This window comes from Citrobacter sp. HN-141 (assembly GCF_033341895.1).
Lineage (GTDB): Bacteria > Pseudomonadota > Gammaproteobacteria > Enterobacterales > Enterobacteriaceae > Citrobacter.
Genome location: NZ_JAWPBF010000017.1, coordinates 1 through 21,693, shown reverse-complemented (window position 1 = coordinate 21,693; position 21,693 = coordinate 1). Strand labels below are relative to the sequence as shown.

The 21,693-nt window shown below is 49.7% G+C and carries 20 protein-coding genes and 2 pseudogenes; 12 read left to right on the top strand and 10 right to left on the bottom strand.

What is annotated here, in order from left to right; genetic code table 11:
* The first annotated feature begins 5 nt into the window (after nucleotides 1-5).
* The gene (locus tag RYZ59_RS19060; RefSeq protein ID WP_318050122.1) at nucleotides 6-1,427 is read left to right on the top strand and encodes an MFS transporter; all 1,422 of its coding nucleotides are present in this window, start codon (nucleotides 6-8) and stop codon (nucleotides 1,425-1,427) included.
* A gap of 65 nt (nucleotides 1,428-1,492) precedes the next feature.
* Nucleotides 1,493-2,185 carry a porin OmpL gene (gene ompL / locus RYZ59_RS19055; RefSeq protein WP_137381416.1) on the top strand — a complete coding sequence of 231 codons (693 nt, stop codon included), beginning with the start codon at nucleotides 1,493-1,495 and terminating at the stop codon, nucleotides 2,183-2,185.
* Between the two features lie 345 nt (nucleotides 2,186-2,530).
* Here the strand turns inward: ompL and RYZ59_RS19050 are convergent, their stop codons facing one another.
* Nucleotides 2,531-2,704: a tail fiber assembly protein gene (locus RYZ59_RS19050; RefSeq protein WP_318050121.1), complete on the bottom strand. Its 174-nt coding sequence runs from the start codon at nucleotides 2,702-2,704 to the stop codon at nucleotides 2,531-2,533.
* A 318-nt stretch (nucleotides 2,705-3,022) separates the two neighbouring features.
* Here RYZ59_RS19050 and RYZ59_RS19045 point away from each other — a divergent pair.
* Both RYZ59_RS19045 and RYZ59_RS19040 read left to right on the top strand, forming a co-directional pair.
* Nucleotides 3,023-3,385 (top strand): annotated as a pseudogene (locus tag RYZ59_RS19045) (CHAP domain-containing protein).
* 1 nt (nucleotide 3,386) lies between these two features.
* Entirely contained in the window at nucleotides 3,387-3,839 is a 453-nt protein-coding gene (locus RYZ59_RS19040; RefSeq protein ID WP_318050119.1) for a DUF3828 domain-containing protein, read from the top strand.
* 105 nt (nucleotides 3,840-3,944) lie between these two features.
* On the opposite strand, the gene typA is transcribed toward RYZ59_RS19040, so the two are convergent.
* Nucleotides 3,945-5,768: a ribosome-dependent GTPase TypA gene (gene typA, locus RYZ59_RS19035; protein ID WP_008786988.1), complete on the bottom strand. Its 1,824-nt coding sequence runs from the start codon at nucleotides 5,766-5,768 to the stop codon at nucleotides 3,945-3,947.
* A gap of 379 nt (nucleotides 5,769-6,147) precedes the next feature.
* Between typA and glnA the strand changes: the two genes are divergently transcribed.
* The 4 genes from glnA (at nucleotide 6,148) to RYZ59_RS19015 (ending at nucleotide 10,549) form a co-directional block, all read left to right on the top strand.
* Complete coding sequence (gene glnA / locus RYZ59_RS19030) at nucleotides 6,148-7,557, top strand: glutamate--ammonia ligase (RefSeq protein WP_003825314.1); 1,410 nt, start codon at nucleotides 6,148-6,150, stop codon at nucleotides 7,555-7,557.
* Nucleotides 7,558-7,856: 299 nt separating this feature from the next.
* Nucleotides 7,857-8,906 carry a nitrogen regulation protein NR(II) gene (gene glnL, locus RYZ59_RS19025; protein WP_318050117.1) on the top strand — a complete coding sequence of 350 codons (1,050 nt, stop codon included), beginning with the start codon at nucleotides 7,857-7,859 and terminating at the stop codon, nucleotides 8,904-8,906.
* A gap of 10 nt (nucleotides 8,907-8,916) precedes the next feature.
* Nucleotides 8,917-10,326, top strand: a complete 1,410-nt coding sequence (gene glnG / locus RYZ59_RS19020; RefSeq protein ID WP_318050115.1) for a nitrogen regulation protein NR(I) — start codon at nucleotides 8,917-8,919, stop codon at nucleotides 10,324-10,326.
* A gap of 112 nt (nucleotides 10,327-10,438) precedes the next feature.
* Nucleotides 10,439-10,549, top strand: coding sequence for a YshB family small membrane protein (locus tag RYZ59_RS19015; RefSeq protein WP_086523820.1), 111 nt, complete (start codon nucleotides 10,439-10,441; stop codon nucleotides 10,547-10,549).
* Between the two features lie 89 nt (nucleotides 10,550-10,638).
* Here RYZ59_RS19015 and hemN read toward each other — a convergent pair whose 3' ends face one another.
* From hemN to RYZ59_RS19000, 3 genes and pseudogenes are all read right to left on the bottom strand, one after another.
* Nucleotides 10,639-12,012: an oxygen-independent coproporphyrinogen III oxidase gene (hemN, locus tag RYZ59_RS19010; RefSeq protein WP_202037283.1), complete on the bottom strand. Its 1,374-nt coding sequence runs from the start codon at nucleotides 12,010-12,012 to the stop codon at nucleotides 10,639-10,641.
* A 188-nt stretch (nucleotides 12,013-12,200) separates the two neighbouring features.
* A complete protein-coding gene (gene yihI, locus RYZ59_RS19005; RefSeq protein WP_318050236.1) occupies nucleotides 12,201-12,707 on the bottom strand; it encodes a Der GTPase-activating protein YihI in 507 nt (168 codons plus the stop codon).
* 106 nt (nucleotides 12,708-12,813) lie between these two features.
* Nucleotides 12,814-13,017 (bottom strand): annotated as a pseudogene (locus RYZ59_RS19000) (hypothetical protein).
* Nucleotides 13,018-13,271: 254 nt separating this feature from the next.
* On the opposite strand from RYZ59_RS19000, the gene yihA reads away from it, so the two are divergent.
* A complete protein-coding gene (yihA, locus tag RYZ59_RS18995; protein ID WP_103771976.1) occupies nucleotides 13,272-13,904 on the top strand; it encodes a ribosome biogenesis GTP-binding protein YihA/YsxC in 633 nt (210 codons plus the stop codon).
* Between the two features lie 334 nt (nucleotides 13,905-14,238).
* Here the strand turns inward: yihA and polA are convergent, their stop codons facing one another.
* Together polA and RYZ59_RS18985 are read right to left on the bottom strand one after the other, a co-directional pair.
* Nucleotides 14,239-17,025 carry a DNA polymerase I gene (gene polA, locus RYZ59_RS18990; RefSeq protein WP_318050111.1) on the bottom strand — a complete coding sequence of 929 codons (2,787 nt, stop codon included), beginning with the start codon at nucleotides 17,023-17,025 and terminating at the stop codon, nucleotides 14,239-14,241.
* Between the two features lie 306 nt (nucleotides 17,026-17,331).
* Complete coding sequence (locus tag RYZ59_RS18985) at nucleotides 17,332-17,577, bottom strand: hypothetical protein (RefSeq protein ID WP_318050241.1); 246 nt, start codon at nucleotides 17,575-17,577, stop codon at nucleotides 17,332-17,334.
* Between RYZ59_RS18985 and RYZ59_RS18980 the strand changes: the two genes are divergently transcribed.
* Nucleotides 17,462-18,325, top strand: a complete 864-nt coding sequence (locus RYZ59_RS18980; protein WP_318050234.1) for an acyltransferase — start codon at nucleotides 17,462-17,464, stop codon at nucleotides 18,323-18,325. The two genes, RYZ59_RS18985 and RYZ59_RS18980, sit on opposite strands and share 116 nt — an antisense overlap.
* A gap of 13 nt (nucleotides 18,326-18,338) precedes the next feature.
* Here RYZ59_RS18980 and dsbA read toward each other — a convergent pair whose 3' ends face one another.
* The 3 genes from dsbA to RYZ59_RS18965 form a co-directional block, all read right to left on the bottom strand.
* Entirely contained in the window at nucleotides 18,339-18,962 is a 624-nt protein-coding gene (dsbA, locus tag RYZ59_RS18975) for a thiol:disulfide interchange protein DsbA (protein WP_137381405.1), read from the bottom strand.
* Nucleotides 18,963-18,978: 16 nt separating this feature from the next.
* A complete protein-coding gene (locus RYZ59_RS18970) occupies nucleotides 18,979-19,965 on the bottom strand; it encodes a serine/threonine protein kinase (protein WP_202037286.1) in 987 nt (328 codons plus the stop codon).
* 76 nt (nucleotides 19,966-20,041) lie between these two features.
* Nucleotides 20,042-20,311: a YihD family protein gene (locus tag RYZ59_RS18965; protein ID WP_003028616.1), complete on the bottom strand. Its 270-nt coding sequence runs from the start codon at nucleotides 20,309-20,311 to the stop codon at nucleotides 20,042-20,044.
* A 69-nt stretch (nucleotides 20,312-20,380) separates the two neighbouring features.
* Between RYZ59_RS18965 and mobA the strand changes: the two genes are divergently transcribed.
* Complete coding sequence (gene mobA / locus RYZ59_RS18960; protein ID WP_318050108.1) at nucleotides 20,381-20,965, top strand: molybdenum cofactor guanylyltransferase MobA; 585 nt, start codon at nucleotides 20,381-20,383, stop codon at nucleotides 20,963-20,965.
* Nucleotides 20,962-21,465 carry a molybdopterin-guanine dinucleotide biosynthesis protein MobB gene (gene mobB / locus RYZ59_RS18955; RefSeq protein ID WP_137381402.1) on the top strand — a complete coding sequence of 168 codons (504 nt, stop codon included), beginning with the start codon at nucleotides 20,962-20,964 and terminating at the stop codon, nucleotides 21,463-21,465. The genes mobA and mobB overlap by 4 nt, the downstream gene beginning before the upstream one ends.
* The last annotated feature ends 228 nt before the right edge of the window (nucleotides 21,466-21,693 follow it).

Here is a 21,693-nt window from a genome sequence, read left to right as displayed (position 1 = left end):
CGATTATGTCTGACCATGATCCGCTAACGCTAAAACTGAGCCTGCGTGAAAAATTCGCCTACGGAGTGGGTGACTTCGGCTCAAATTTGATGCTGTGTATCGGCACGCTGTATCTGCTTAAATTTTATACCGATGAACTAGGGATGCCGGCCTGGTACGGCGGGATAATCTTTCTGGTGGCGAAATTCTTCACTGCCTTCACCGATATGCTGACCGGTGTATTGCTGGACTCACGACGCAATATTGGTGCCAAGGGGAAATTCAGACCCTTTATTTTGTATGCGTCGTTTCCCGTCGCATTGGTTGCCAGCGCGCAGTTTTTAGCCACAGATTTTACCTTAACGGTGAAAACAGGTCTGGCGACGGTATTGTTTATGCTGTTCGGTTTGTTCTATAGCCTGATGAACTGCTCCTACGGCGCAATGGTTCCTGCGATCACGAAGAATCCGCATGAGCGCGCTCACCTCGCGGCCTGGCGCCAGGGCGGCGCAACTGTGGGACTATTACTGTGTACCGTTGGCTTTATGCCCATTCAGGCGTTATTTATCCATTCGCCTTCACTTGGCTACCTGATTGCCGCGCTGATCTTCTCCGTTTGCGGGCTATTCAGCATGTGGTGGTGCTTTAGCGGTGTGAAGGAGCGCTATATCGAAATCGTGCCGGATCACCATAAACCCAGCATGCTCAAATCGTTCTGCGCAATTTTCCGTAACCCCCCCCTGTTGGTGCTATGTCTTGCTAACCTGTGTACGTTGGCAGCATTCAATATCAAGCTGGCGATTCAGGTTTATTACACCCAGTACGTGCTCAATGATATCCACTTGCTCTCCTGGATGGGTTTTTTCAGCATGGGGTGCATTCTGGTTGGCGTACTGCTGGTGCCCACAGCCGTCAAACGTTTCGGTAAAAAGCAGGTTTATCTTGGTGGCCTGGCGCTATGGGCTCTCGGTGACATCCTGAATTTTCTCTGGGGCAGCACATCACTTCTCTTTGTCACTTTCTCGTGCATGGCCTTCTTCGGAACCGCTTTTGTTAACAGCCTGAACTGGGCGCTGGTCCCTGATACAGTGGATTATGGGGAGTGGAAAACGGGGATCCGCGCTGAAGGTTCCGTCTATACGGGTTATACCTTTTCACGCAAAATTTCTGCGGCGCTGGCCGGTTTCCTGCCAGGAATTATGCTGACGCAAATCGGTTATATCCCCAATATCGCCCAGAGTGATGCAACCTTGCTTGGCTTGCGCCAGCTTATTTTCCTGTGGCCCTGCGGGCTGGCAATTATTGCGGCCATCACGATGGGGTTCTTTTATAAACTCAGCGAAGCCCGTTTTGCCTTTATCATTGAGGAAATCAGTCAACGGAAGAAAAATAACATTCAACCAGAACGCATTAGCCATAAAAAGAAAACCTCTGCTGTAAACATATAAAAATAATTGCCGCCTATTCCATCTTAATGGATGGCGGCCTCCCTACGCTAAAAAATGGATTTATTATGAAAAAATTAAATACAATAATTCTCTTATCCTCTGTGGTATCCACCTCTGTTTTCGCCGGTGCTTATGTAGAGAACCGTGAAGCTTACAATCTGGCCTCCGATCAGATGGAGGTCATGCTGCGCGTCGGCTATAACTCCGATATGGGCGCGGGTATCATGCTCACCAACACCTATACCATGCAACGCAAGGATGAGTTAAAACACGGCTATAACGAAATAGAGGGCTGGTATCCGTTATTTAAACCGACAGATAAATTAACCATCCAGCCCGGCGGACTGATAAACGATAAGAGTATTGGTTCGGGTGGTGCCGTTTACCTGGATGTTAACTATAAATTCACCCCGTGGTTTAATCTGACAGTACGTAACCGATATAATCATAATAACTACAGTTCCACTGATTTAAACGGAGATCAGGATAACAATGACACCTATGAGATAGGTAACTACTGGAACTTCACTATTACCGATAAGTTTTCCTACACTTTTGAGCCACACTATTTTATTCGGGTAAATGACTTCAATAGTAGTAACGGTAAAGATCATCACTGGGAAATTACCAATACGTTTAAATACCGCATCAACGAGCGCTGGTTACCCTATTTTGAGTTACGCTGGTTAGATCGCAATGTCGAGCCGTATCACCGCGAACAAAACCAGATTCGTATTGGTGTGAAGTATTTCTTCTGACGTTATTTATGTAGCCTTCTGTATGAAGGCTACATTTCATAGATTTATAGCTTTCATCCATGTCATTCCTATTTTTATTAACTCCAACTGACTAAAAAAATGTAATAACTATTATCCATCTAAAAATAAATGATTTATTAACATATCATGGAATAAATATTCCGCAGTAACGTATGCGCGCCAACATGCCCAACAACAAAGCACGGGGTTTTGCGCACGAGTAGTTGCCGCTGCTAATGAAGTGCGATTTACTTTTATTATTGCGGAGATTGGACAAAGGAAGAGAAAGACAAGGCCAGCCTGGCGCTCCGGCTGACCTGTAGTGGCTGATCTGTGGTAAATGGCTTATTCTTGCGGTTGAACAGGCCAGTTAACGTCAGGTGCCGTCGCAACATCAACGGCTTCCGCCGCCTTCTTGTATTTCATCCACGCTGACAATTTTTCTTTGTCTTCAATGCTGATATCGCCAAGCACTAATTCCACTCGCCAGTCAGAGGTTATGGCATCTTCCTGAGACATTATGCGGCCCTCAAGATGTAGCTAAATGCAACGTTACAGGGAGCCGTTCCGTTGTCCCTCTATTCACTTATATAAATCCCACTACTGCCAGACACAACGAAATAGACTGATGAAGCACTTTTGCGGAAACTCTCAGTTCGATGGGGATGATGAGTGAATGGTTATAACTGCGAACTTATATTATTTATTATGATTCATTACAAAAATAATAATTCCGGTCTATTTTTGTTAATATCATGAAAAGTTTTTTAAATTTAGTTTATTTGTAAAATATGCAATAAAGATTTTATCGAAACAAGCGATAAAGGAGTTATTAGTGTGTCATGGAATAAACACTCCGCAGTAACATATGCGCGCCAACATGCCCAACAACAAAGCTCTGGGTTTTGCGCACGAGCAGTTGCTGCCGCTATTGAGGCTGGCGGAGTCCGGATAACTGGAGCAAATGCCGTGGATTTTGATCGTTCACTTGAGCGTGCCGGATTCAGGTAAGTTTATGGTGAACCGATGGAAGGGGATGTCGCAGTGATAAGCGCATTACCTGGCCCACATCAATATGGTCATGCCTGTATTTACGACGGGATGGGAACATGGTATTCCGATTTCGTTCAACGCAGTATGTACCCCGGCCCACGTTACAGGGAAATACATCCTGCTTTTAAACTTTACAGGCACAACTAATATGAAAAAATTATTGATATTACTTTTCATCAGTTTTGCAACATTCGCCGCAGTTGATGACAAAACCCCCATAGCCCGAGCGTTTGAATTCAACAAATGGTATATAAATCAAATAAATAAATATATTTACCCCATCAGTTCTGGTCATGAAATTGATAGTTTTGTTACGTCAGACACGATGAAAAAGTTGCGTCATGCGCAAGATCCTAAATACGCGGACGATGAATTTTATGACGCTGATTTCTTTATTAAGGCGCAATACATCGGCGATGACTGGCCGACCAACGTAACCGTAGTTTCATCCGATTACGATCCAGTTTGTGTGAATGTGTATGTATCATTTGGCAAAAAGCAGGATCACACCGTCGTTGATTGTATGGTTCAGGAAAATGGCATCTGGAAAGTTCAGTCAGTCGTCGGATATGAGATTTATCACAATGGCAGCTTGCAGTAATAAATATCTGTCCGTATACCAGAGCCATAAAAAAGCCGCTGACATTCAGCGGCTTTTTACTGTGCCGGGCGACTCTAATGCTTACCCGGCTCACAATTACTCGTATTACTCTTCTTTCGCGCCACGCATTGCACGGCGACGATCGTTTTCAGTCAGGTGACGTTTACGAATACGGATAGAAGTTGGTGTTACTTCTACCAGTTCGTCGTCATCGATGAATTCCAGAGCCTGCTCCAGAGTCATCTTAACCGGCGGAACCAGAACCGTTGCTTCGTCAGTACCGGACGCACGCATGTTGGTCAGTTTCTTACCGGTCAGGCAGTTTACAGTCAGGTCGTTAGAGCGGCTGTGAATACCGATGATCTGGCCTTCGTAAACTTCAGCACCGTGACCCAGGAACAGCTTACCGCGGTCCTGCAGGCTGAACAGTGCGAACGCAACTGCTTTACCCTGGCCGTTGGAGATCAGTACGCCGTTCTGACGCTGACCCACATCACCCGCACGAACGTCGTCGTAGTGGCTGAAGGTGGAGTACAGCAGACCGGTACCGGAAGTCATGGTCATGAATTCTGAACGGAAGCCGATCAGACCACGGCTTGGGATCACGTAGTCAAGACGTACGCGGCCTTTGCCATCTGGATTCATGTTTTTCAGGTCGCCTTTACGCTCACCCAGAGCCTGCATCACAGAACCCTGATGCTGCTCTTCAACGTCCAGCGTTACGTTTTCGAACGGCTCTTGTTTACGGCCGTCGATTTCGCGGAAGATTACTTTCGGACGGGAAACCGCCATTTCGAAACCTTCACGACGCATGTTTTCGATCAGAACAGACAGGTGAAGCTCACCACGACCGGATACACGGAACGCATCCGCATCTTCGGTTTCTTCAACGCGCAGCGCAACGTTGTGCACCAGCTCTTTGTTCAGGCGGTCAAGGATCTGACGAGAGGTAACATATTTACCTTCTTTACCGCAGAACGGAGAGGTGTTTACGCAGAAGAACATGGTTACGGTCGGTTCATCAACGGACAGAGCTGGCAGCGCTTCAACATTCTGCGGGTCGCAGATGGTGTCGGAGATGTTCAGTTCGCCCAGACCGGTGATCGCGATGATATCGCCTGCTTCGGCAATATCACTCTCGATACGTTCCAGACCCAGATGGGTCAGAACTTTACCGACTTTACCGTTACGGGTTTTGCCTTCGCTATCAATGATAGTGATCTGCTGGTTCGGTTTAACTTTACCGCGTTTGATGCGGCCGATACCGATTACGCCAACGTAGTTGTTGTAGTCCAGCTGAGAGATTTGCATCTGCAGTGGGCCATCAAGGTCTACGCTCGGAGCCGGTACACGATCAACGATGGTCTGATACAGCGGAGTCATGTCTTCAGCCATGTCTTCGTGATCCAGACCCGCGATACCGTTCAGCGCAGAAGCGTAAACGATCGGGAAGTCCAGCTGCTCGTCGGTAGCGTCGAGGTTAACGAACAGGTCGAATACCTGATCAACAACCCAGTCAGGACGCGCGCCAGGACGGTCAACTTTGTTGATAACAACAATTGGCTTCAGGCCATGGGCAAAGGCTTTTTTGGTCACGAAGCGCGTCTGCGGCATCGGACCGTCCATTGCATCCACCACCAGCAGCACGGAGTCGACCATGGACATTACACGTTCAACTTCACCACCGAAGTCGGCGTGCCCCGGGGTATCAACGATGTTGATACGGTAGTCATTCCATTTGATAGCGGTGTTTTTAGCGAGGATGGTAATCCCACGCTCTTTCTCCAAATCGTTGGAGTCCATCACGCGCTCTTGGGTTTCAGCACGTGCATCGAACGTACCGGATTGTTGGAGCAGCTTGTCTACCAGGGTCGTTTTACCATGGTCTACGTGCGCGATGATGGCGATGTTACGCAAATTTTCGATCACAACTTTGCCTCAGGCATTTTAGAAATAGCGCGTTATTGTACACGGATTAATCGCAGTACAAAACAGGATCACAAACATCCTCCGCAAACAAGTATTGCAGAGTTTCTTTGTGATCACATTCACGGAGCGTTAAAAGGGGTAATCTGACATGCTTTGCACCAATATGGTGCTTAATGTTCACATTAAAGCACTATAATGGTGCAATACAACCTTCATGGTGCAGCCCCTTTGCACGATGGTGCGCATGATAACGCCTTTTAGGGGCAATTTAAAAGTTGGCACAGATTTCGCTTTATATTTTTTATGGCGACACGGCCAATTTTTGCAGAATTGAAGACTTCGTTACCACGACGACAATGACCAATCCGGGAGAGTAAGTATGTCCGCTGAACACGTTTTGACGATGCTGAACGAGCACGAAGTGAAGTTTGTTGATTTACGCTTCACTGATACCAAAGGCAAAGAACAGCACGTCACTATTCCTGCTCATCAGGTAAATGCCGAATTCTTTGAAGAAGGCAAAATGTTTGACGGCTCCTCAATCGGTGGCTGGAAAGGTATTAACGAATCAGACATGGTTCTGATGCCAGATGCGTCTACTGCTCTCATCGACCCGTTCTTTGAAGAGTCTACCCTGATCATCCGTTGCGATATCCTGGAACCAGGTACGCTGCAGGGCTACGACCGTGACCCACGCTCCATCGCTAAACGCGCTGAAGAATATCTGCGTTCTACCGGCATCGCAGACACCGTTCTGTTCGGGCCAGAGCCAGAGTTCTTCCTGTTTGACGACATCCGTTTCGGCGCATCTATTTCCGGTTCCCACGTGGCTATCGATGACATCGAAGGCGCATGGAACTCCTCCACCAAATACGAAGGCGGTAACAAAGGTCATCGTCCTGGCGTGAAAGGCGGTTACTTCCCGGTTCCTCCGGTAGATTCTTCTCAGGACATCCGTTCTACCATGTGTCTGATCATGGAAGAAATGGGCCTGGTTGTTGAAGCGCATCACCATGAAGTGGCGACTGCTGGTCAGAACGAAATCGCGACCCGCTTTAACACCATGACCAAAAAAGCGGACGAAATTCAGATCTACAAATATGTCGTTCACAACGTCGCTCACCGTTTCGGTAAAACTGCAACCTTTATGCCAAAACCAATGTTTGGCGATAACGGTTCCGGCATGCACTGCCACATGTCCCTGTCCAAGAACGGCGTAAACCTGTTCTCTGGTGACAAATATGCGGGTCTGTCTGAGCAGGCGCTGTACTACATCGGCGGCGTTATCAAACACGCTAAAGCGATCAACGCCCTGGCGAACCCGACCACCAACTCCTACAAGCGTCTGGTCCCAGGCTACGAAGCGCCGGTCATGCTGGCTTACTCTGCCCGTAACCGTTCTGCTTCTATCCGTATTCCGGTAGTTGCTTCTCCGAAAGCGCGTCGTATCGAAGTGCGTTTCCCGGACCCGGCTGCTAACCCGTACCTGTGCTTCGCAGCGCTGCTGATGGCTGGCCTGGACGGTATTAAGAACAAGATCCACCCGGGCGAAGCGATGGACAAAAACCTGTATGACCTGCCGCCGGAAGAAGCGAAAGAGATCCCACAGGTTGCTGGCTCTCTGGAAGAAGCACTGAAAGAACTGGATCTGGACCGTGAGTTCCTGACCGCAGGCGGCGTGTTCACCAATGAAGCGATCGATGCGTACATTGCGCTGCGTCGCGAAGAAGATGACCGCGTGCGCATGACTCCGCACCCGGTAGAGTTTGAGCTGTACTACAGCGTTTAATTTAACTTTTACACTCTCACATAAAAACGTGCAGAGGATGTAATAACCAATGGATTTCTTGCTACAGCAAGGCGGCAATTGAGTGAATCCCCGGGAGCTTACATAAGTAAGTGACTGGGGTGAGCGAAGGCAGCCAACACAGCTGTAGGGAGAAAGACGAAGGTTTTAGTTGCCGTGGAACTTTTAGCCCATCTCTGGATGGGCTTTTTTCTCCACTAACAACCTGCTTTTTCGCGCTTTTTTGATGTAAAAAGCTATAATGCACTAAATTGGTGCAACACTTTTCAGGAGACTGCTGAATGGCAACCGGCACGCTGCCCGATGCTGGGCAGATCCTCAATTCTTTAATCAACAGCATCTTACTTGTCGACGATGAGCTGGCTGTACATTACGCCAACTCGGCGGCACAGCAGTTGCTCGCCCAAAGCTCCCGCAAACTGTTTGGTACACCGCTTCCCGATCTGTTGAGTTATTTCTCCTTAAACATCGGACTGATGCGAGAGAGCCTGGAAGCAGGCCAGGGCTTTACGGATAACGAAGTGACGCTGGTGATAGACAGCCACTCACATATCCTCTCTGTGACCGCTCAGAGGCTGCCTGATGGCCTTATCTTGCTGGAGATGGCCCCTATGGATAACCAGCGCCGTCTGAGTCAGGAACAGCTCCAGCACGCCCAGCAGATTGCCGCCCGCGATCTGGTGCGTGGTCTGGCACATGAAATTAAAAACCCGCTGGGCGGATTACGCGGTGCGGCGCAACTTCTCAGTAAAGCGCTTCCGGACCCGGCGCTGACCGAATATACCAAAGTCATTATTGAACAGGCGGACCGCCTGCGTAATCTGGTCGACCGTCTGCTGGGGCCACAACAGCCGGGTATGCACGTCACGGAAAGCATTCACAAAGTGGCGGAGCGCGTGGTGGCGCTGGTGTCGATGGAGCTCCCCGAAAACGTCACGCTGATTCGTGATTACGACCCTAGCCTGCCAGAACTGCTGCACGATCCGGATCAGATAGAACAAGTTCTGCTGAATATCGTGCGTAATGCTCTTCAGGCGCTGGGACCGGAAGGCGGAGAAATTATTCTGCGCACCCGCACCGCGTTTCAGCTCACGCTGCACGGCATGCGTTACCGTCTGGCAGCACGAATTGATGTAGAGGATAACGGCCCGGGTATTCCCTCACATTTGCAGGACACGCTGTTTTACCCAATGGTTAGCGGTCGCGAAGGCGGTACCGGGCTTGGATTATCTATCGCCCGTAATTTGATTGATCAACATTCCGGCAAAATTGAATTTACCAGTTGGCCGGGTCATACCGAGTTCTCGGTTTACCTGCCTATCAGGAAATAAGGTGACGTTTATGCAACGAGGAATAGTCTGGGTCGTTGATGACGATAGTTCCATCCGTTGGGTGCTTGAACGTGCGCTCGCAGGGGCAGGGCTAAGCTGTACCACATTTGAAAGTGGTAAAGAGGTACTGGACGCGCTGGCCAGCAAGACGCCGGACGTGCTGTTGTCGGATATCCGTATGCCGGGTATGGACGGCCTGACGCTGTTAAAACAGATTAAACAGCGGCATCCGATGCTTCCGGTCATCATAATGACCGCGCACTCCGATCTGGATGCCGCCGTCAGCGCCTATCAGCAAGGGGCGTTTGATTATCTGCCCAAACCTTTTGATATTGATGAAGCCGTGGCGCTGGTCGAGCGTGCCATCAGCCATTATCAGGAACAGCAGCAGCCGCGTAATGTTCAGATTAACGGCCCCACAACCGACATCATCGGCGAAGCGCCAGCAATGCAGGACGTCTTTCGCATTATTGGCCGCCTGTCCCGATCTTCAATCAGCGTATTGATTAACGGGGAGTCTGGGACCGGTAAAGAGCTGGTCGCCCATGCGTTGCACCGTCATAGCCCGCGCGTCAAAGCGCCGTTTATCGCGCTGAACATGGCGGCAATCCCGAAAGATTTGATCGAATCTGAGCTGTTTGGTCATGAGAAAGGCGCGTTTACCGGGGCGAATACCATTCGTCAGGGACGCTTTGAACAGGCCGACGGCGGTACGTTGTTCCTCGATGAAATTGGCGATATGCCGTTGGACGTACAGACGCGTTTATTACGCGTATTAGCCGATGGACAGTTTTACCGCGTTGGCGGTTACGCCCCCGTAAAGGTGGATGTTCGGATTATCGCGGCCACCCACCAGAACCTGGAACTGCGCGTGCAGGAAGGCAAATTCCGTGAGGATTTATTCCACCGTCTGAACGTAATTCGCGTCCATTTGCCCCCGTTGCGTGAGCGTCGGGAAGATATCCCCCGCCTGGCGCGTCATTTCCTGCAGGAGGCCGCCCGCGAACTGGGGGTGGAAGCCAAACAATTACACCCGGAAACCGAGGCTGCGCTCACCCGTCTGGCCTGGCCGGGTAACGTACGTCAGCTTGAGAACACCTGCCGCTGGTTAACCGTAATGGCCGCCGGGCAGGAAGTACTGATTCAGGACTTACCGGCCGAACTGTTTGAAGCCAGCGTGCCCGATGCGCCATCGCATATGCAGCCGGATAGTTGGGCAACGCTATTGGCACAGTGGGCGGATCGGGCATTACGCTCCGGTCATCAAAACTTGCTTTCTGAGGCCCAACCAGAGTTGGAGCGCACGCTGTTGACTACCGCGCTGCGTCATACCCAGGGACATAAACAGGAAGCGGCACGCTTGCTCGGCTGGGGGCGTAATACCCTGACACGTAAGTTAAAAGAACTCGGAATGGAGTGACGAAAAGTCACTGTGTAAAGATTGATAATTGAGCGCAAATTGCTGCTATTTTGCGCTTTACTGTTCCGATGAGTTAAGTATGATCGTGCCCGGCAAACGGGGGGAAGTCATTATGCTGGAATCAATCATTAATCTGCTATCGAGCGGCTCAGTCGACAGCCACACGCCACAAACCGCGGTTGCCGCAGTACTGTGCGCTGCGCTGGTTGGGCTGTTTAGCTGAAGGCGCGCCGGATGGCGCTAACGCTTATCCGGCCTACAGGTTATCGCGACGTGTAGGCCCGGTAAGCAAAGCGCCACCGGACAACGTCATTAAATCACCCGAGAGAACTGCTGCATCCGCGCTTTCTGGCGTAGATAAGCATCAAAGCACATGCAAATATTACGGATCAACAGGCGCCCCTTCGGCGTAACCTGAATTCCCTTCTCATTCACATCCACCAGCCCATCTTTCGCCAGTGGCGCCAACAGCTTCAGGTCTTCAGCAAAATAATCCGCAAAGTTCAAATCCCATTGCTGTTCCACCGCGGCATAGTCGAGGCGGAAATTGCAGATCAGCAGCTTAATCACATCCCGACGAATACAGTCATCGCGGGTCAGCGCAATACCGCGCCACAGAGCATTCCCTTGTTCATCAACCTGCTGATAATAGTGCTTCAGCTCTTTTTGGTTCTGCGCGTAGTTGTCGCCAATCATACTGATGGCGGATACGCCCATCCCCAGCAAGTCGGTATCACCCTGGGTGGTATAGCCCTGGAAATTCCGATGCAGAACACCTTCACGCTGGGCAATGGCCAGCTCGTCGTCCGGACGAGCGAAGTGATCCATGCCAATGAACTGATAGCCGGTTTCGGTTAGTGAAGAGATGGTTTCCTGCAGGATATCCAGCTTTTGCTGTGCGCTGGGCAGGTCAGCATCTTTGATCTTACGCTGGGCTGCGAAAAGCGTTGGCAGGTGCGCATAGTTAAAGACGCTCAGACGATCTGGATTCAACTCCGCCACCCGCTTCAGGGTGAAAGCAAAGCTTTCCGGCGTCTGTTTTGGCAGACCGTAAATAAGGTCGATATTCGTCGAGGTGAAACCGATCTCACGCGCATGGTTAAGTAACGCAAAGATAAATTCCTCGTCCTGCTCACGGTTCACCAGGCGCTGAACTTCTTTGTTGAAGTCTTGCACCCCCATGCTCAGGCGATTAAATCCTTCAGCCCGTAAATGATCGAGAACATCCAGCTCGATTTCACGCGGATCCACTTCGATCGAGATTTCGGCATCCGCGTTAAACTGAAAGTTAGCCCGCAGCAGCGTCATTAAGCGGCTGATTTGCGCTTTATTTAAGTACGTTGGCGTACCGCCGCCCCAGTGCAGCTGGCTGACATGCCGTCCAGAAAACAACGGTGCGCGGTGAATAATTTCTTGTTCCAGGGCATCGAGGTATTGATCGGCTTTATGCTGCTGGCGCGTCACAATCTTGTTGCAGCCACAGAAGTAACACAGTTTATGGCAGAACGGGATGTGGACGTATAACGAAAGTGGGCGCTCAGGGTAACGCGCCACGGCGTGCAAAAACGCTTCTGCACCGTAGTCTTCAGAGAACTCCAGCGCGGTCGGGTACGAGGTATATCGTGGCCCGGAATAGTTATATTTCTGGATCAGGGCCAGGTCCCAGTCTATTAGCTGTTCAGACATGCTCACTCCTTCCGATGGCGTCTCTGGCGGGTACGGCGTACCGGCTTAACCCCAGTGCGGGTGATAAGCCGGTTGCGCAGCCACTTCTGTCGCCGCGACAACCGCTGTAGTTTAACGAATAACCACACCAGATAACATATAACCGGAAGGGTTATAAGCAGGACGGGAAGACCCACGGTGTAAAACCGTTAGTTGCCGCCTTTCAGCAGGCGCATCATGTCTTCCTGCTTTTCTTCTTCGTCTTCTTCCTCGTCATCGTAAGAAAGACCCAGCTTTTGCATCAGCTCATCGATGCGATCCAGCTTGGCATCAACCCAGGACTGATCTTCCGCGCTCAGGGTTTCTCCTGCTTCAAGACGCTCCAGCAGCGCATCCAGGCGCTCATCCGTTTCCAGTAAATCCAACTCAGCCTGTGGTGAAAGCATAGGTTTCTCACTTTTCGGTTTGTGCTGTTTGGTGACTTTTTCGGTCACACCCAATGGAATGGGGGTTTTACTGCCAATACGAGGATCTTTTTGCTTGTTTTGGTTTCCGCCACCTGATGCGCCATCACTACCGGACGCACGGCTACCTGCCGCATGACCACGGTGTTTTTTCTGGCGCTTACGGTCGCGAGCTTCCTGGTTAATTTCTTCGCGTGTTTTACGACGCGCTTTTGCAGGACCTTTACCGCGTGGTGTAGAAGTTGGTTTCATCATGATTCGTCTTTGGCTGTTTTTATTCAGTATATAATTGCGCCGGAATCTAGCAGAAATAAAGAAAAAAGGCGACAGAGTAATCTGTCGCCTTTTTTCCTGACTCTCAACCCTTACGGGCTCTACAATCCATGTTGGCTATCAACACACCCTGTTTTTCCCTTAGCCTGTAACATTCCGTGTTGTTTCCATTTCCTTATACTAACGTCTCCGGACGTTTGTCTTCCTGACAATCCTGTGTCTTCGCCTCCTGGCGCTCCTGACCCTCATCCTGAGTCGTCTATCCTGTCAGCTTCCTCGCTATGGACACTACTTTACCTTTTTAAGGTAAACGCACAAGTAAGCCAGGTAACAGTTTCCATTAATCAGAACGCCAATAAAATATAATTATATGATTTATATGTATTATATTGTTTTTTGCTCTGTCATCTCGCATAGATACTATCGGCAATGTCTCACAAAGCACGAGGTTTTTACTTACACTGGCCACGCGTCGAAAAACCAGTCTTTTGCTGGTGTTCAGGTATAATCGCTGCAAAGCCTTGATTGATGGAGACGACCACGTTGACTAACTTGAATTATCAACAGACGCATTTTGTGATGAGTGCGCCTGATATTCGCCATTTACCTTCCGATACGGGAATCGAAGTGGCTTTTGCTGGCCGTTCCAACGCAGGCAAATCCAGTGCACTAAATACCCTGACCAATCAAAAGAGTCTGGCGCGTACCTCTAAAACACCAGGCCGTACTCAGCTCATCAACCTGTTTGAAGTTGTGGACGGTAAACGCCTGGTCGACCTGCCAGGTTATGGTTACGCCGAAGTCCCGGAAGAGATGAAGCGTAAATGGCAGCGCGCACTGGCTGAATACCTGGAAAAACGCCAGAGCCTGCAGGGTCTGGTGGTATTAATGGATATTCGCCACCCGCTAAAAGATCTCGACCAGCAGATGATCCTGTGGGCTGTTGAGAGCAACGTTCAGGTTCTGGTTCTACTGACTAAAGCAGATAAGCTGGCCAGTGGTGCCCGGAAAGCACAGCTGAACATGGTGCGTGAAGCGGTGCTGGCGTTTAATGGCGATGTGCAGGTTGAAGCATTTTCATCACTGAAGAAGCTGGGCGTGGATAAACTGCGTCAGAAGTTGGATAGCTGGTTTAGTGAGCTGGCACCGGTTGAAGAGATGCAGGACGGGGAATAATCCACGGATATGCCGGATGGCGCCGCTGTGCGTCTTATCCGGCCTACGAGCATGTGCAAAACTTTTCTTTCGCACAATAAAAAACGCCCCAGTCATTACTGACTGGGGCGGCTAAAATATTCAGCCAAATCCGATTACGTGAAGTAAAAGGTCTGAAAGATAGAACATCTTACCTCTGTACCCTACGTGAATAACTTTACTCTTTTTTGAGCAGCTCAGAAAGCACTTTTTGTAATTTTTTTTCATTCCCGACATAGGGATTTCTAATGGACATCACAAAAAGTTCTATCTTATGTTGCTTAGTTACGAAAAAAGCGCGTTATTCAGTAAACCCTTAGTGCGCCTGATCCCAGTTCTCACCACTACCGACTTCCACCAGCAATGGCACATCAATTTGCGTCTCATTTTCCATCAGCTGATGGATCTTTTTCGACACGCTTTCCAGGTCATCTTTGTGCACTTCAAACACCAGTTCATCGTGTACCTGCATGATCATGCGCACGCGCGGCTGCTCTGTTTGCAGCCACCCATCCACGGCAACCATGGCCCGCTTAATAATATCTGCGGCAGTACCCTGCATCGGAGCGTTAATTGCAGCACGTTCTGCACCGGCACGGCGAGCGCCATTACTGGATTTAATATCCGGTAAATAGAGGCGACGCCCTTCGAGCGTTTCAACGTAACCTTGCTCTTTTGCCTGTGCACGCGTCCGTTCCATATATTCCAGCACGCCAGGGTAGCGCTCGAAGTAGAGATCCATGTACTTCTGTGCTTCTTTACGCGGAATATTCAGCTGACGAGCAAGACCGAAAGCACTCATGCCATAGATCAGACCAAAGTTAATAGCTTTTGCGCTACGACGCTGTTCGCTGGTCACTGAATCGAGCGGTAAACCAAAAACTTCTGCCGCCGTTGCACGGTGAATATCTTTTCCTTCGGCAAACGCGGTAAGCAGGCCGTTATCACGCGAGAGATGCGCCATAATACGCAGCTCGATCTGCGAGTAATCCGCAGAGACAATCACGTAGTCTTCTGGCGCAATAAATGCCTGGCGAATACGACGACCTTCATCGTTACGTACCGGGATGTTTTGCAGGTTAGGATCGGTTGAAGACAAACGTCCGGTCGCCGTGACAGCCTGGTGATATGAGGTATGCACACGCCCGGTTTTTGGGTTGATCATCAACGGAAGCTTATCCGTGTAGGTCGACTTCAGTTTTGCTAACCCACGATATTCCAGGATAACTTTCGGCAACGGATAATCCAGCGCTAACTCTTCCAGTACCTCTTCCGACGTTGACGGCGCACCACCCGGTGTTTTCTTCAGCGGCTTGATACCCTGCTTTTCAAACAGAATCGTTTGCAGCTGCTTGGTTGAAGAGAGGTTAAACGCTTCTCCGGCAATCTCGTGCGCTTTTTGCTCCAGCGCATGCAAACGCAACGTCAGCTCTTCTGAGTGTTTGTGCAATACAGCAGGATCGATTTTCACACCGTTGCGCTCAACGCGCGACAGAACCGGGACCAACGGCATATCTATATTTTCGAAGACGTTTAGCGGCCCTTTGTGCTTCTGCAGTTCTGGCCACATCTTCAGATGCAACTGAAGCGTAACATCGGCATCCTCTGCGGCATAACGCCCGGCTTCTTCCAGTGCTATCTGGTTAAAGGTCAGCTGGTTTTTACCTTTCCCGGCAATCTCTTCAAAGGTGATCGTTTTATGTTTCAGCCAGCGATCTGACAGGCTGTCCATATCGTGTCGGCCTGCGACGCTGTTAAGAATGTAGGATTCGAGCATGGTGTCAAAGACAATGCCGCGCAGTTCAATCCCGTAATTTGCCAGGATACCGCGATCGTACTTCAGATTTTGCCCAACTTTATGCGCCTTTTCATCTTCCAACAGTGGCTTCAGTAACGCCAGCGCACGTTCACGAGAAATCTGAACGGGGGCATCCAGGTAATCATGGGCGACAGGAACATACGCAGCCACACCTGGCTCAATGGCAAAGGAGAGGCCAACCAGATTCGCGGAGATGTTATCCAGGCTGTCAGTTTCTGTATCAAAGGCGAATACGGGAGCTTTCTTCAGCTTTGCAATCCACGCTACCAGCGTTTCTTCGTCCAGAATCGTCACATAGTTATCGTACGAGAGAACCGTGGCAGCTTCCTCAGGCGTTTCATCGACGACGATGGTTTCCTGCGGTTTAGCTGCCGGTTTTGTCCCTTTCGCCTGTAGCCATTTACCAGCTTCAACGTCAGTAACCCAACGCTTGAATTCATACTGTTTAAACAGGCCCAGCAGTTCTTCTGCTGCTGGTTGGCGCACTTCCAGCTGCTCGCAGGTTAATTCCAGCTCAACATCCGTTTTGATGGTAGCCAGCTTATACGAGAGATACGCCACTTCTTTATTCTGCTCGAGTTTGCCTGCCATGGTTTTGGCACCACGGAAGGTCAGCCCTGCTATTTTGTCTGATTCCGCATAGAGGGTATCCAGCCCACCCAGGCCCTGAAGCAGCGCCTGAGCCGTTTTTTCACCCACGCCAGGTACGCCTGGAATGTTATCGGAGGAGTCACCCATCAGCGCCAGGAAATCAATGATCAGTTCAGGCGGAACACCGTACTTATTCACGACCTCATCCGGACCAAGGATCGTATTAGTCATAGTGTTGATGAGGGTGATGTTCGGCGTCACCAGTTGAGCCATATCTTTATCGCCGGTGCTAATCAGCACCGGACGCCCCACCTTCTCTGCCTCACGTGCCAGCGTACCGATGACATCGTCCGCTTCCACGCCTGAAACCGCCAGCAATGGCAGCCCCATCGCTTTTACCATCGCATGTAGAGGCTCAATCTGCGCACGTAAATCGTCCGGCATAGGCGGGCGGTGCGACTTGTAGTGTTCGAATAATTCATCACGGAAGGTTTTACCCTTAGCGTCGAATACCACCGCTGCATGCGTAGGCTGATATTGCAGAATCAAGCTACGCAGCATGTTGAGGACGCCGTACATCGCACCAGTAGGCTCTCCTGCGCTGTTCGTCAGCGGAGGAAACGCGTGGTATGCGCGATACAGGTAAGATGAACCGTCTACAAGGATAAGTGGGTTTTCTGGGATCTGAACCATAATGTCCGTGCCTGTTTATCAGATTATGGGTAAAGGATGCCACAGACGGGATGAAAACATGAGTTTTTCGCCGCATTTGTCGAAAAACTTTTGCAGATCTTCTGCGTTGCTCGCAAAGCGTGCTGTGGATAACTTTGTGAATAAATAATTTTCAGCCCTTTAGCTACAGCAACAGAATTTATAAATCATAATAATTTGTTATATTTTTCATTGCATTACGCTGATAAGTGGAATTTTATGCCATTTTTTCAGCTTATATCTGGATGTGGATAGATATTACCTTTTTTTCTATTCAGCGAAGATCCATCATTTGGTTCGTTTTCTGATAAAATCAGCCCCTTGCGCCTTATTTAGCGCACTATCTATGGCTAACCTTTTGAATAATTTAATTATGACGAGAATACTCGCTGCGATAACGCTGTTGCTGAGTATCGTATTGACCATATTGGTCACGATTTTTTGTTCTGTGCCGATCATCCTTGCAGGGGTTGTAAAACTCCTTTTGCCCATTCCTGTCGTCTGGCGCAAGGTTTCTGTCTTCTGTAATTTCATGATGTATTGCTGGTGTGAAGGCCTGGCTCTACTGCTGCACCTTAATCCACGATTAAAGTGGGATATCGAAGGGCTGGAAGGTCTTAGCAAGAAAAACTGGTACCTGCTCATTTGTAATCATTACAGTTGGGCCGACATCGTTGTACTTTGTGTTCTGTTCCGTAAACACATCCCGATGAATAAATACTTCCTCAAGCAGCAGTTGGCCTGGGTCCCTTTTATTGGTCTGGCGTGTTGGGCTTTGGATATGCCGTTTATGAAACGCTATTCGCGTGGCTATCTGCTCCGCCACCCGGAACGACGCGGTAAAGATGTGGAAACAACGCGCCGTTCCTGCGAGAAATTTCGCGTACATCCGACAACAATTGTGAATTTTGTCGAAGGCTCACGTTTTACGGACGAGAAGCGTCAGCAAACCCGTTCACCGTACAGCAATCTGCTTCCGCCCAAGGCGGCAGGCATTGCAATGGCGCTAAACGTTCTGGGGTCACAGTTCGATAAATTGCTGAACGTTACGCTGTGTTATCCAGAAAATAGCCGTCATCCTTTCTACGATATGCTCAGCGGCAAGCTGACACGTATTGTCGTACGAGTGAATCTCGAGCCGATTAGCGAAGAATTGCACGGTGATTACGTTAACGATAAGGGATTTAAACGTCGGTTCCAGCAGTGGCTGAACATGCTCTGGAGCGAGAAAGATACACAATTAAATGCGATTAAAGCCTCACATAAAAAAGCCGGTCTGTGACCGGCTTTTTCTTTTACTTCTGACCTACCAGGAATTTCACAGTATCAGCATACTGCTGTACAAAGATATCCATGCTGCTGGTATCCATACCCTGCGGGTTCACCTGATATTTGCCATTAACAAACATCGCCGGCACGCCCTGCAGCTGCAAGTCAGCTGCCGCTTTTTCCTGCTGGGCAACAAGTGATTTCACCACGAAGCTATTCCATGCCGCATCATAGTCTTCACCTTTAATACCTGCGTCGACGAAGACCTTGCGGATATCAGCAACAGACTGAACAGTCTGCGTTTTCTGTACCCCTTCAAACAACGGCACAGTCACTTGATCTTCAACGCCCAGTGCCATAGCAACAGCCCATGCCTGCGTCAGATCTTTGCCCAAAGGCCCGAGAAACTCGACATGGTATTTGGTCATCTTGGTGCCTTCCGGCAGCTTTTTCTTCACATTATCAGAGACGTGAAGCACTTCTTCAAACTGATAGCAGTGCGGGCAGTAGAAGGAGAAGAACTCCAACACTTGCGGTTCACCCGCAACAGGCTTCTCCAGGGTGATGTATTGTTTACCATCCTGGAACTGCGCTGCCGATGCGCTAAAAGCTAAGACCATACCAGCCAGCGCCAGCCATATTTTTTTCATGTTCAAGTTTCTCCGATTAATACATTGGCGTTAATTGTAAGGGGGGCTCTTGCAGAATTTTTGCCTGCTCAATAAAGGTCGCGGTCTGACGATGCCAGTAATCTTCCCCGGTTAACCACGGAAAGTTTTTTGGGAACGCAGGGTCAGCCCAACGTCGAATTAGCCAAGCAAGATAATAAACTAAACGCATAGCGCGTAAAGGTTCTATCAGTCCGATTTCAGCGGTGTCGAACTCACTAAACTCTTCATAAGCCTCGATAATGGTTTCTAGCTGCATGCGTTGTTCAGCTTTATCACCATTGAGGAGCATCCATAAATCCTGAATAGCCGGACCATTGCGGGCATCATCTAAATCGACAAACATCGGGCCATCGCGCCACAGAATATTACCGGCATGACAATCACCGTGCAGGCGTAACGTGGTAAAACGCGTATGCCAGCGTTCGGTAACAATCGCGATAAGCGCATCCGTTGCCTTCAGGAAAGCCGCTTTTTGCCCTGATGGGATAAGCTGTGCGTGTTCAAAAACTTTACGCGGCTCAGTCAGGTACTCTTCAAGGCCAATCGTTGGGCGGAAGACAAAAGTACGCTTGCATCCGGTCTGGTGCATACGTCCGAGATAGCGCCCCACCGCCTCCATCTGATCGATGTTGTCGGCTTCAAACTGGCGTCCACCGACGCTTTGGAAGATCGCATAATGGAAACCCTGGTGGCTTAACAGCGTTTGGCCGTTCAGTACCAACGGCGCAGCTACTGGGACTTCATCGCTTACCAGTTCCAGAGCAAACTGGTGCTCTTCCTGGATCTGATCGACAGACCAACGTTCAGGGCGATAAAACTTAACGACAAAGCGCCGACGGTCTTCGTCCTGGAATTGATAGACACGGTTTTCATAGCTGTTAAGTGGGGTAAGCCCGGAGTCCACCCGGATCCCCTGCTCAAACAGTGCATCCATGATGGTATCCGGGTGTAGCGTCTGGAAATTAAAAGCGTTGTCGTTCATCCCATCATCCGGAAAATACTACGAATGATTCAGGATATCATTTCGCAGCGCTTTCGGTGGCGGCGATTACAAGCTTTTACTCTTTAATTACGCCACGTGCGCGTAGAAGTGCCGTTTTAAAATCTTCTTCATAATCTTTCTGAATACCTGGGATGACTGCATCCTTCGCTGAGTCACGCATTTTCAGGTGATAGATCAGAATGTCATCAGTTAAATCCGCCAGTTCGCCGTCAAAACCTGACTCTTGCGCCAGTTTCTGTAAAAATTGCATCAGGTTAAGATCGGGTTCCTTCTGCCAGGCAGGCTGGAGGAGTTCAATAACTTCATTCAGACGTTTACATTTCATGGTTGTGCTCCTTAGGCTCAATACAGATACGTTAGCAGGGTCAATCCCACATTAAAAGAGGCGATATCAGTGATTCTGGATAGTGCAATAACAGGGGTTGTGCTGGCTGGCGGTAAAGCCAGACGGATGGGTGGAACCGATAAAGGTCTGCTTGAACTGGACGGTAAACCTCTTTGGCGGCATGTGGCCGACATTCTCGCTTTGCAGGTCGAAACCGTGGTGGTTAATGCCAATCGCCACCGGGATATATACCAGCAAAGCGGCCTGAAAGTTATTCCCGATTCCCTGGCCGATTTCCCTGGCCCACTAGCCGGGATGCTATCGGTATTCCTGCAGCAAACGGGGGAGTGGTTTCTGTTTTGCCCGTGCGATATGCCCTATATTCCTCACGATCTGGTCGCTCGTTTAAAAGAGCAGCGCAAAGCTGCACCGGTTGTCTGGGTGCATGATGGGGAAAGAGATCACCCAACCATCGCGCTAATGCACCGCTCTATGCAGCCTTTGCTGCAGGATTATCTTCAGTCTGGTGAACGACGCGTTATGGTCTTTATGCGTCTGGCTGGCGGCCATGCTGTCGATTTCAGCGATCATAAAGATGCGTTCGTAAACGTGAACACCCCCGAAGAACTCGCCAGATGGCAGGCTAAATCATGATCCCATTACTCGCTATTGCGGCCTGGAGCGGTACGGGGAAAACCACGCTGCTCAAAAAACTTATCCCGGAACTGTGCGCCAGAGGCATTCGTCCCGGATTGATTAAGCATACACACCACGATATGGATGTCGATAGGCCAGGCAAGGATAGCTATGAGCTACGTAAAGCCGGAGCAGCACAAACGCTGGTTGCCAGCCAACAGCGTTGGGCGTTAATGGTTGAAACACCTGAAGAGCCCGAACTGGACCTGGCCTATCTGGTTAGCCGGATGGATACCTCGGCGTTAGATATGGTGCTTGTTGAAGGCTTTAAGCATGAACCTGTCGCGAAGATCCTGCTTTTTCGTGAAGGTTGCGGGCACAGTCCTGAAGAATTGGCGATAGATGAATATGTTATCGCGGTTGCCAGTGATGTTCCGCTGGCGGTGGATGTTCCATTGTTAGATATCAACGATATACAGCAACTTACTGATTTTGTTACGCAATGGGTAAGACAGTAACTGTGGTATTGCCTGCTTGCCTGATGCGCTGCGCTTATCGGGCCTACAAAATACATTCAGCTGTAGGCCGGATAAGACAGGATGCCGCATCCGGCGGTTTTCACCCCGCACAGACGCAAAAAAGCCCATCCGTCAGGATGGGCTTCTTCACTTATTTGATGCCTGGCAGTTCCCTACTCTCGCATGGGGAGACCCCACACTACCATCGGCGCTACGGCGTTTCACTTC

Excerpts from the sequence above, each read along its gene's own strand:
- RYZ59_RS19060 (WP_318050122.1), top strand. The coding sequence starts at position 6 with ATGTCTGACCATGATCCGCTAACGCTAAAACTGAGCCTGCGTGAAAAA.
- ompL (WP_137381416.1), top strand. The coding sequence starts at position 1,493 with ATGAAAAAATTAAATACAATAATTCTCTTATCCTCTGTGGTATCCACC.
- RYZ59_RS19050 (WP_318050121.1), bottom strand. The coding sequence starts at position 2,704 with ATGTCTCAGGAAGATGCCATAACCTCTGACTGGCGAGTGGAATTAGTG.
- RYZ59_RS19040 (WP_318050119.1), top strand. The coding sequence starts at position 3,387 with ATGAAAAAATTATTGATATTACTTTTCATCAGTTTTGCAACATTCGCC.
- glnA (WP_003825314.1), top strand. The coding sequence starts at position 6,148 with ATGTCCGCTGAACACGTTTTGACGATGCTGAACGAGCACGAAGTGAAG.
- glnL (WP_318050117.1), top strand. The coding sequence starts at position 7,857 with ATGGCAACCGGCACGCTGCCCGATGCTGGGCAGATCCTCAATTCTTTA.
- glnG (WP_318050115.1), top strand. The coding sequence starts at position 8,917 with ATGCAACGAGGAATAGTCTGGGTCGTTGATGACGATAGTTCCATCCGT.
- RYZ59_RS19015 (WP_086523820.1), top strand. The coding sequence starts at position 10,439 with ATGCTGGAATCAATCATTAATCTGCTATCGAGCGGCTCAGTCGACAGC.
- hemN (WP_202037283.1), bottom strand. The coding sequence starts at position 12,012 with ATGTCTGAACAGCTAATAGACTGGGACCTGGCCCTGATCCAGAAATAT.
- yihI (WP_318050236.1), bottom strand. The coding sequence starts at position 12,707 with ATGAAACCAACTTCTACACCACGCGGTAAAGGTCCTGCAAAAGCGCGT.
- polA (WP_318050111.1), bottom strand. The coding sequence starts at position 17,025 with ATGGTTCAGATCCCAGAAAACCCACTTATCCTTGTAGACGGTTCATCT.
- RYZ59_RS18985 (WP_318050241.1), bottom strand. The coding sequence starts at position 17,577 with ATGAAATTACAGAAGACAGAAACCTTGCGCCAGACGACAGGAATGGGC.
- dsbA (WP_137381405.1), bottom strand. The coding sequence starts at position 18,962 with ATGAAAAAAATATGGCTGGCGCTGGCTGGTATGGTCTTAGCTTTTAGC.
- RYZ59_RS18970 (WP_202037286.1), bottom strand. The coding sequence starts at position 19,965 with ATGAACGACAACGCTTTTAATTTCCAGACGCTACACCCGGATACCATC.
- RYZ59_RS18965 (WP_003028616.1), bottom strand. The coding sequence starts at position 20,311 with ATGAAATGTAAACGTCTGAATGAAGTTATTGAACTCCTCCAGCCTGCC.
- mobB (WP_137381402.1), top strand. The coding sequence starts at position 20,962 with ATGATCCCATTACTCGCTATTGCGGCCTGGAGCGGTACGGGGAAAACC.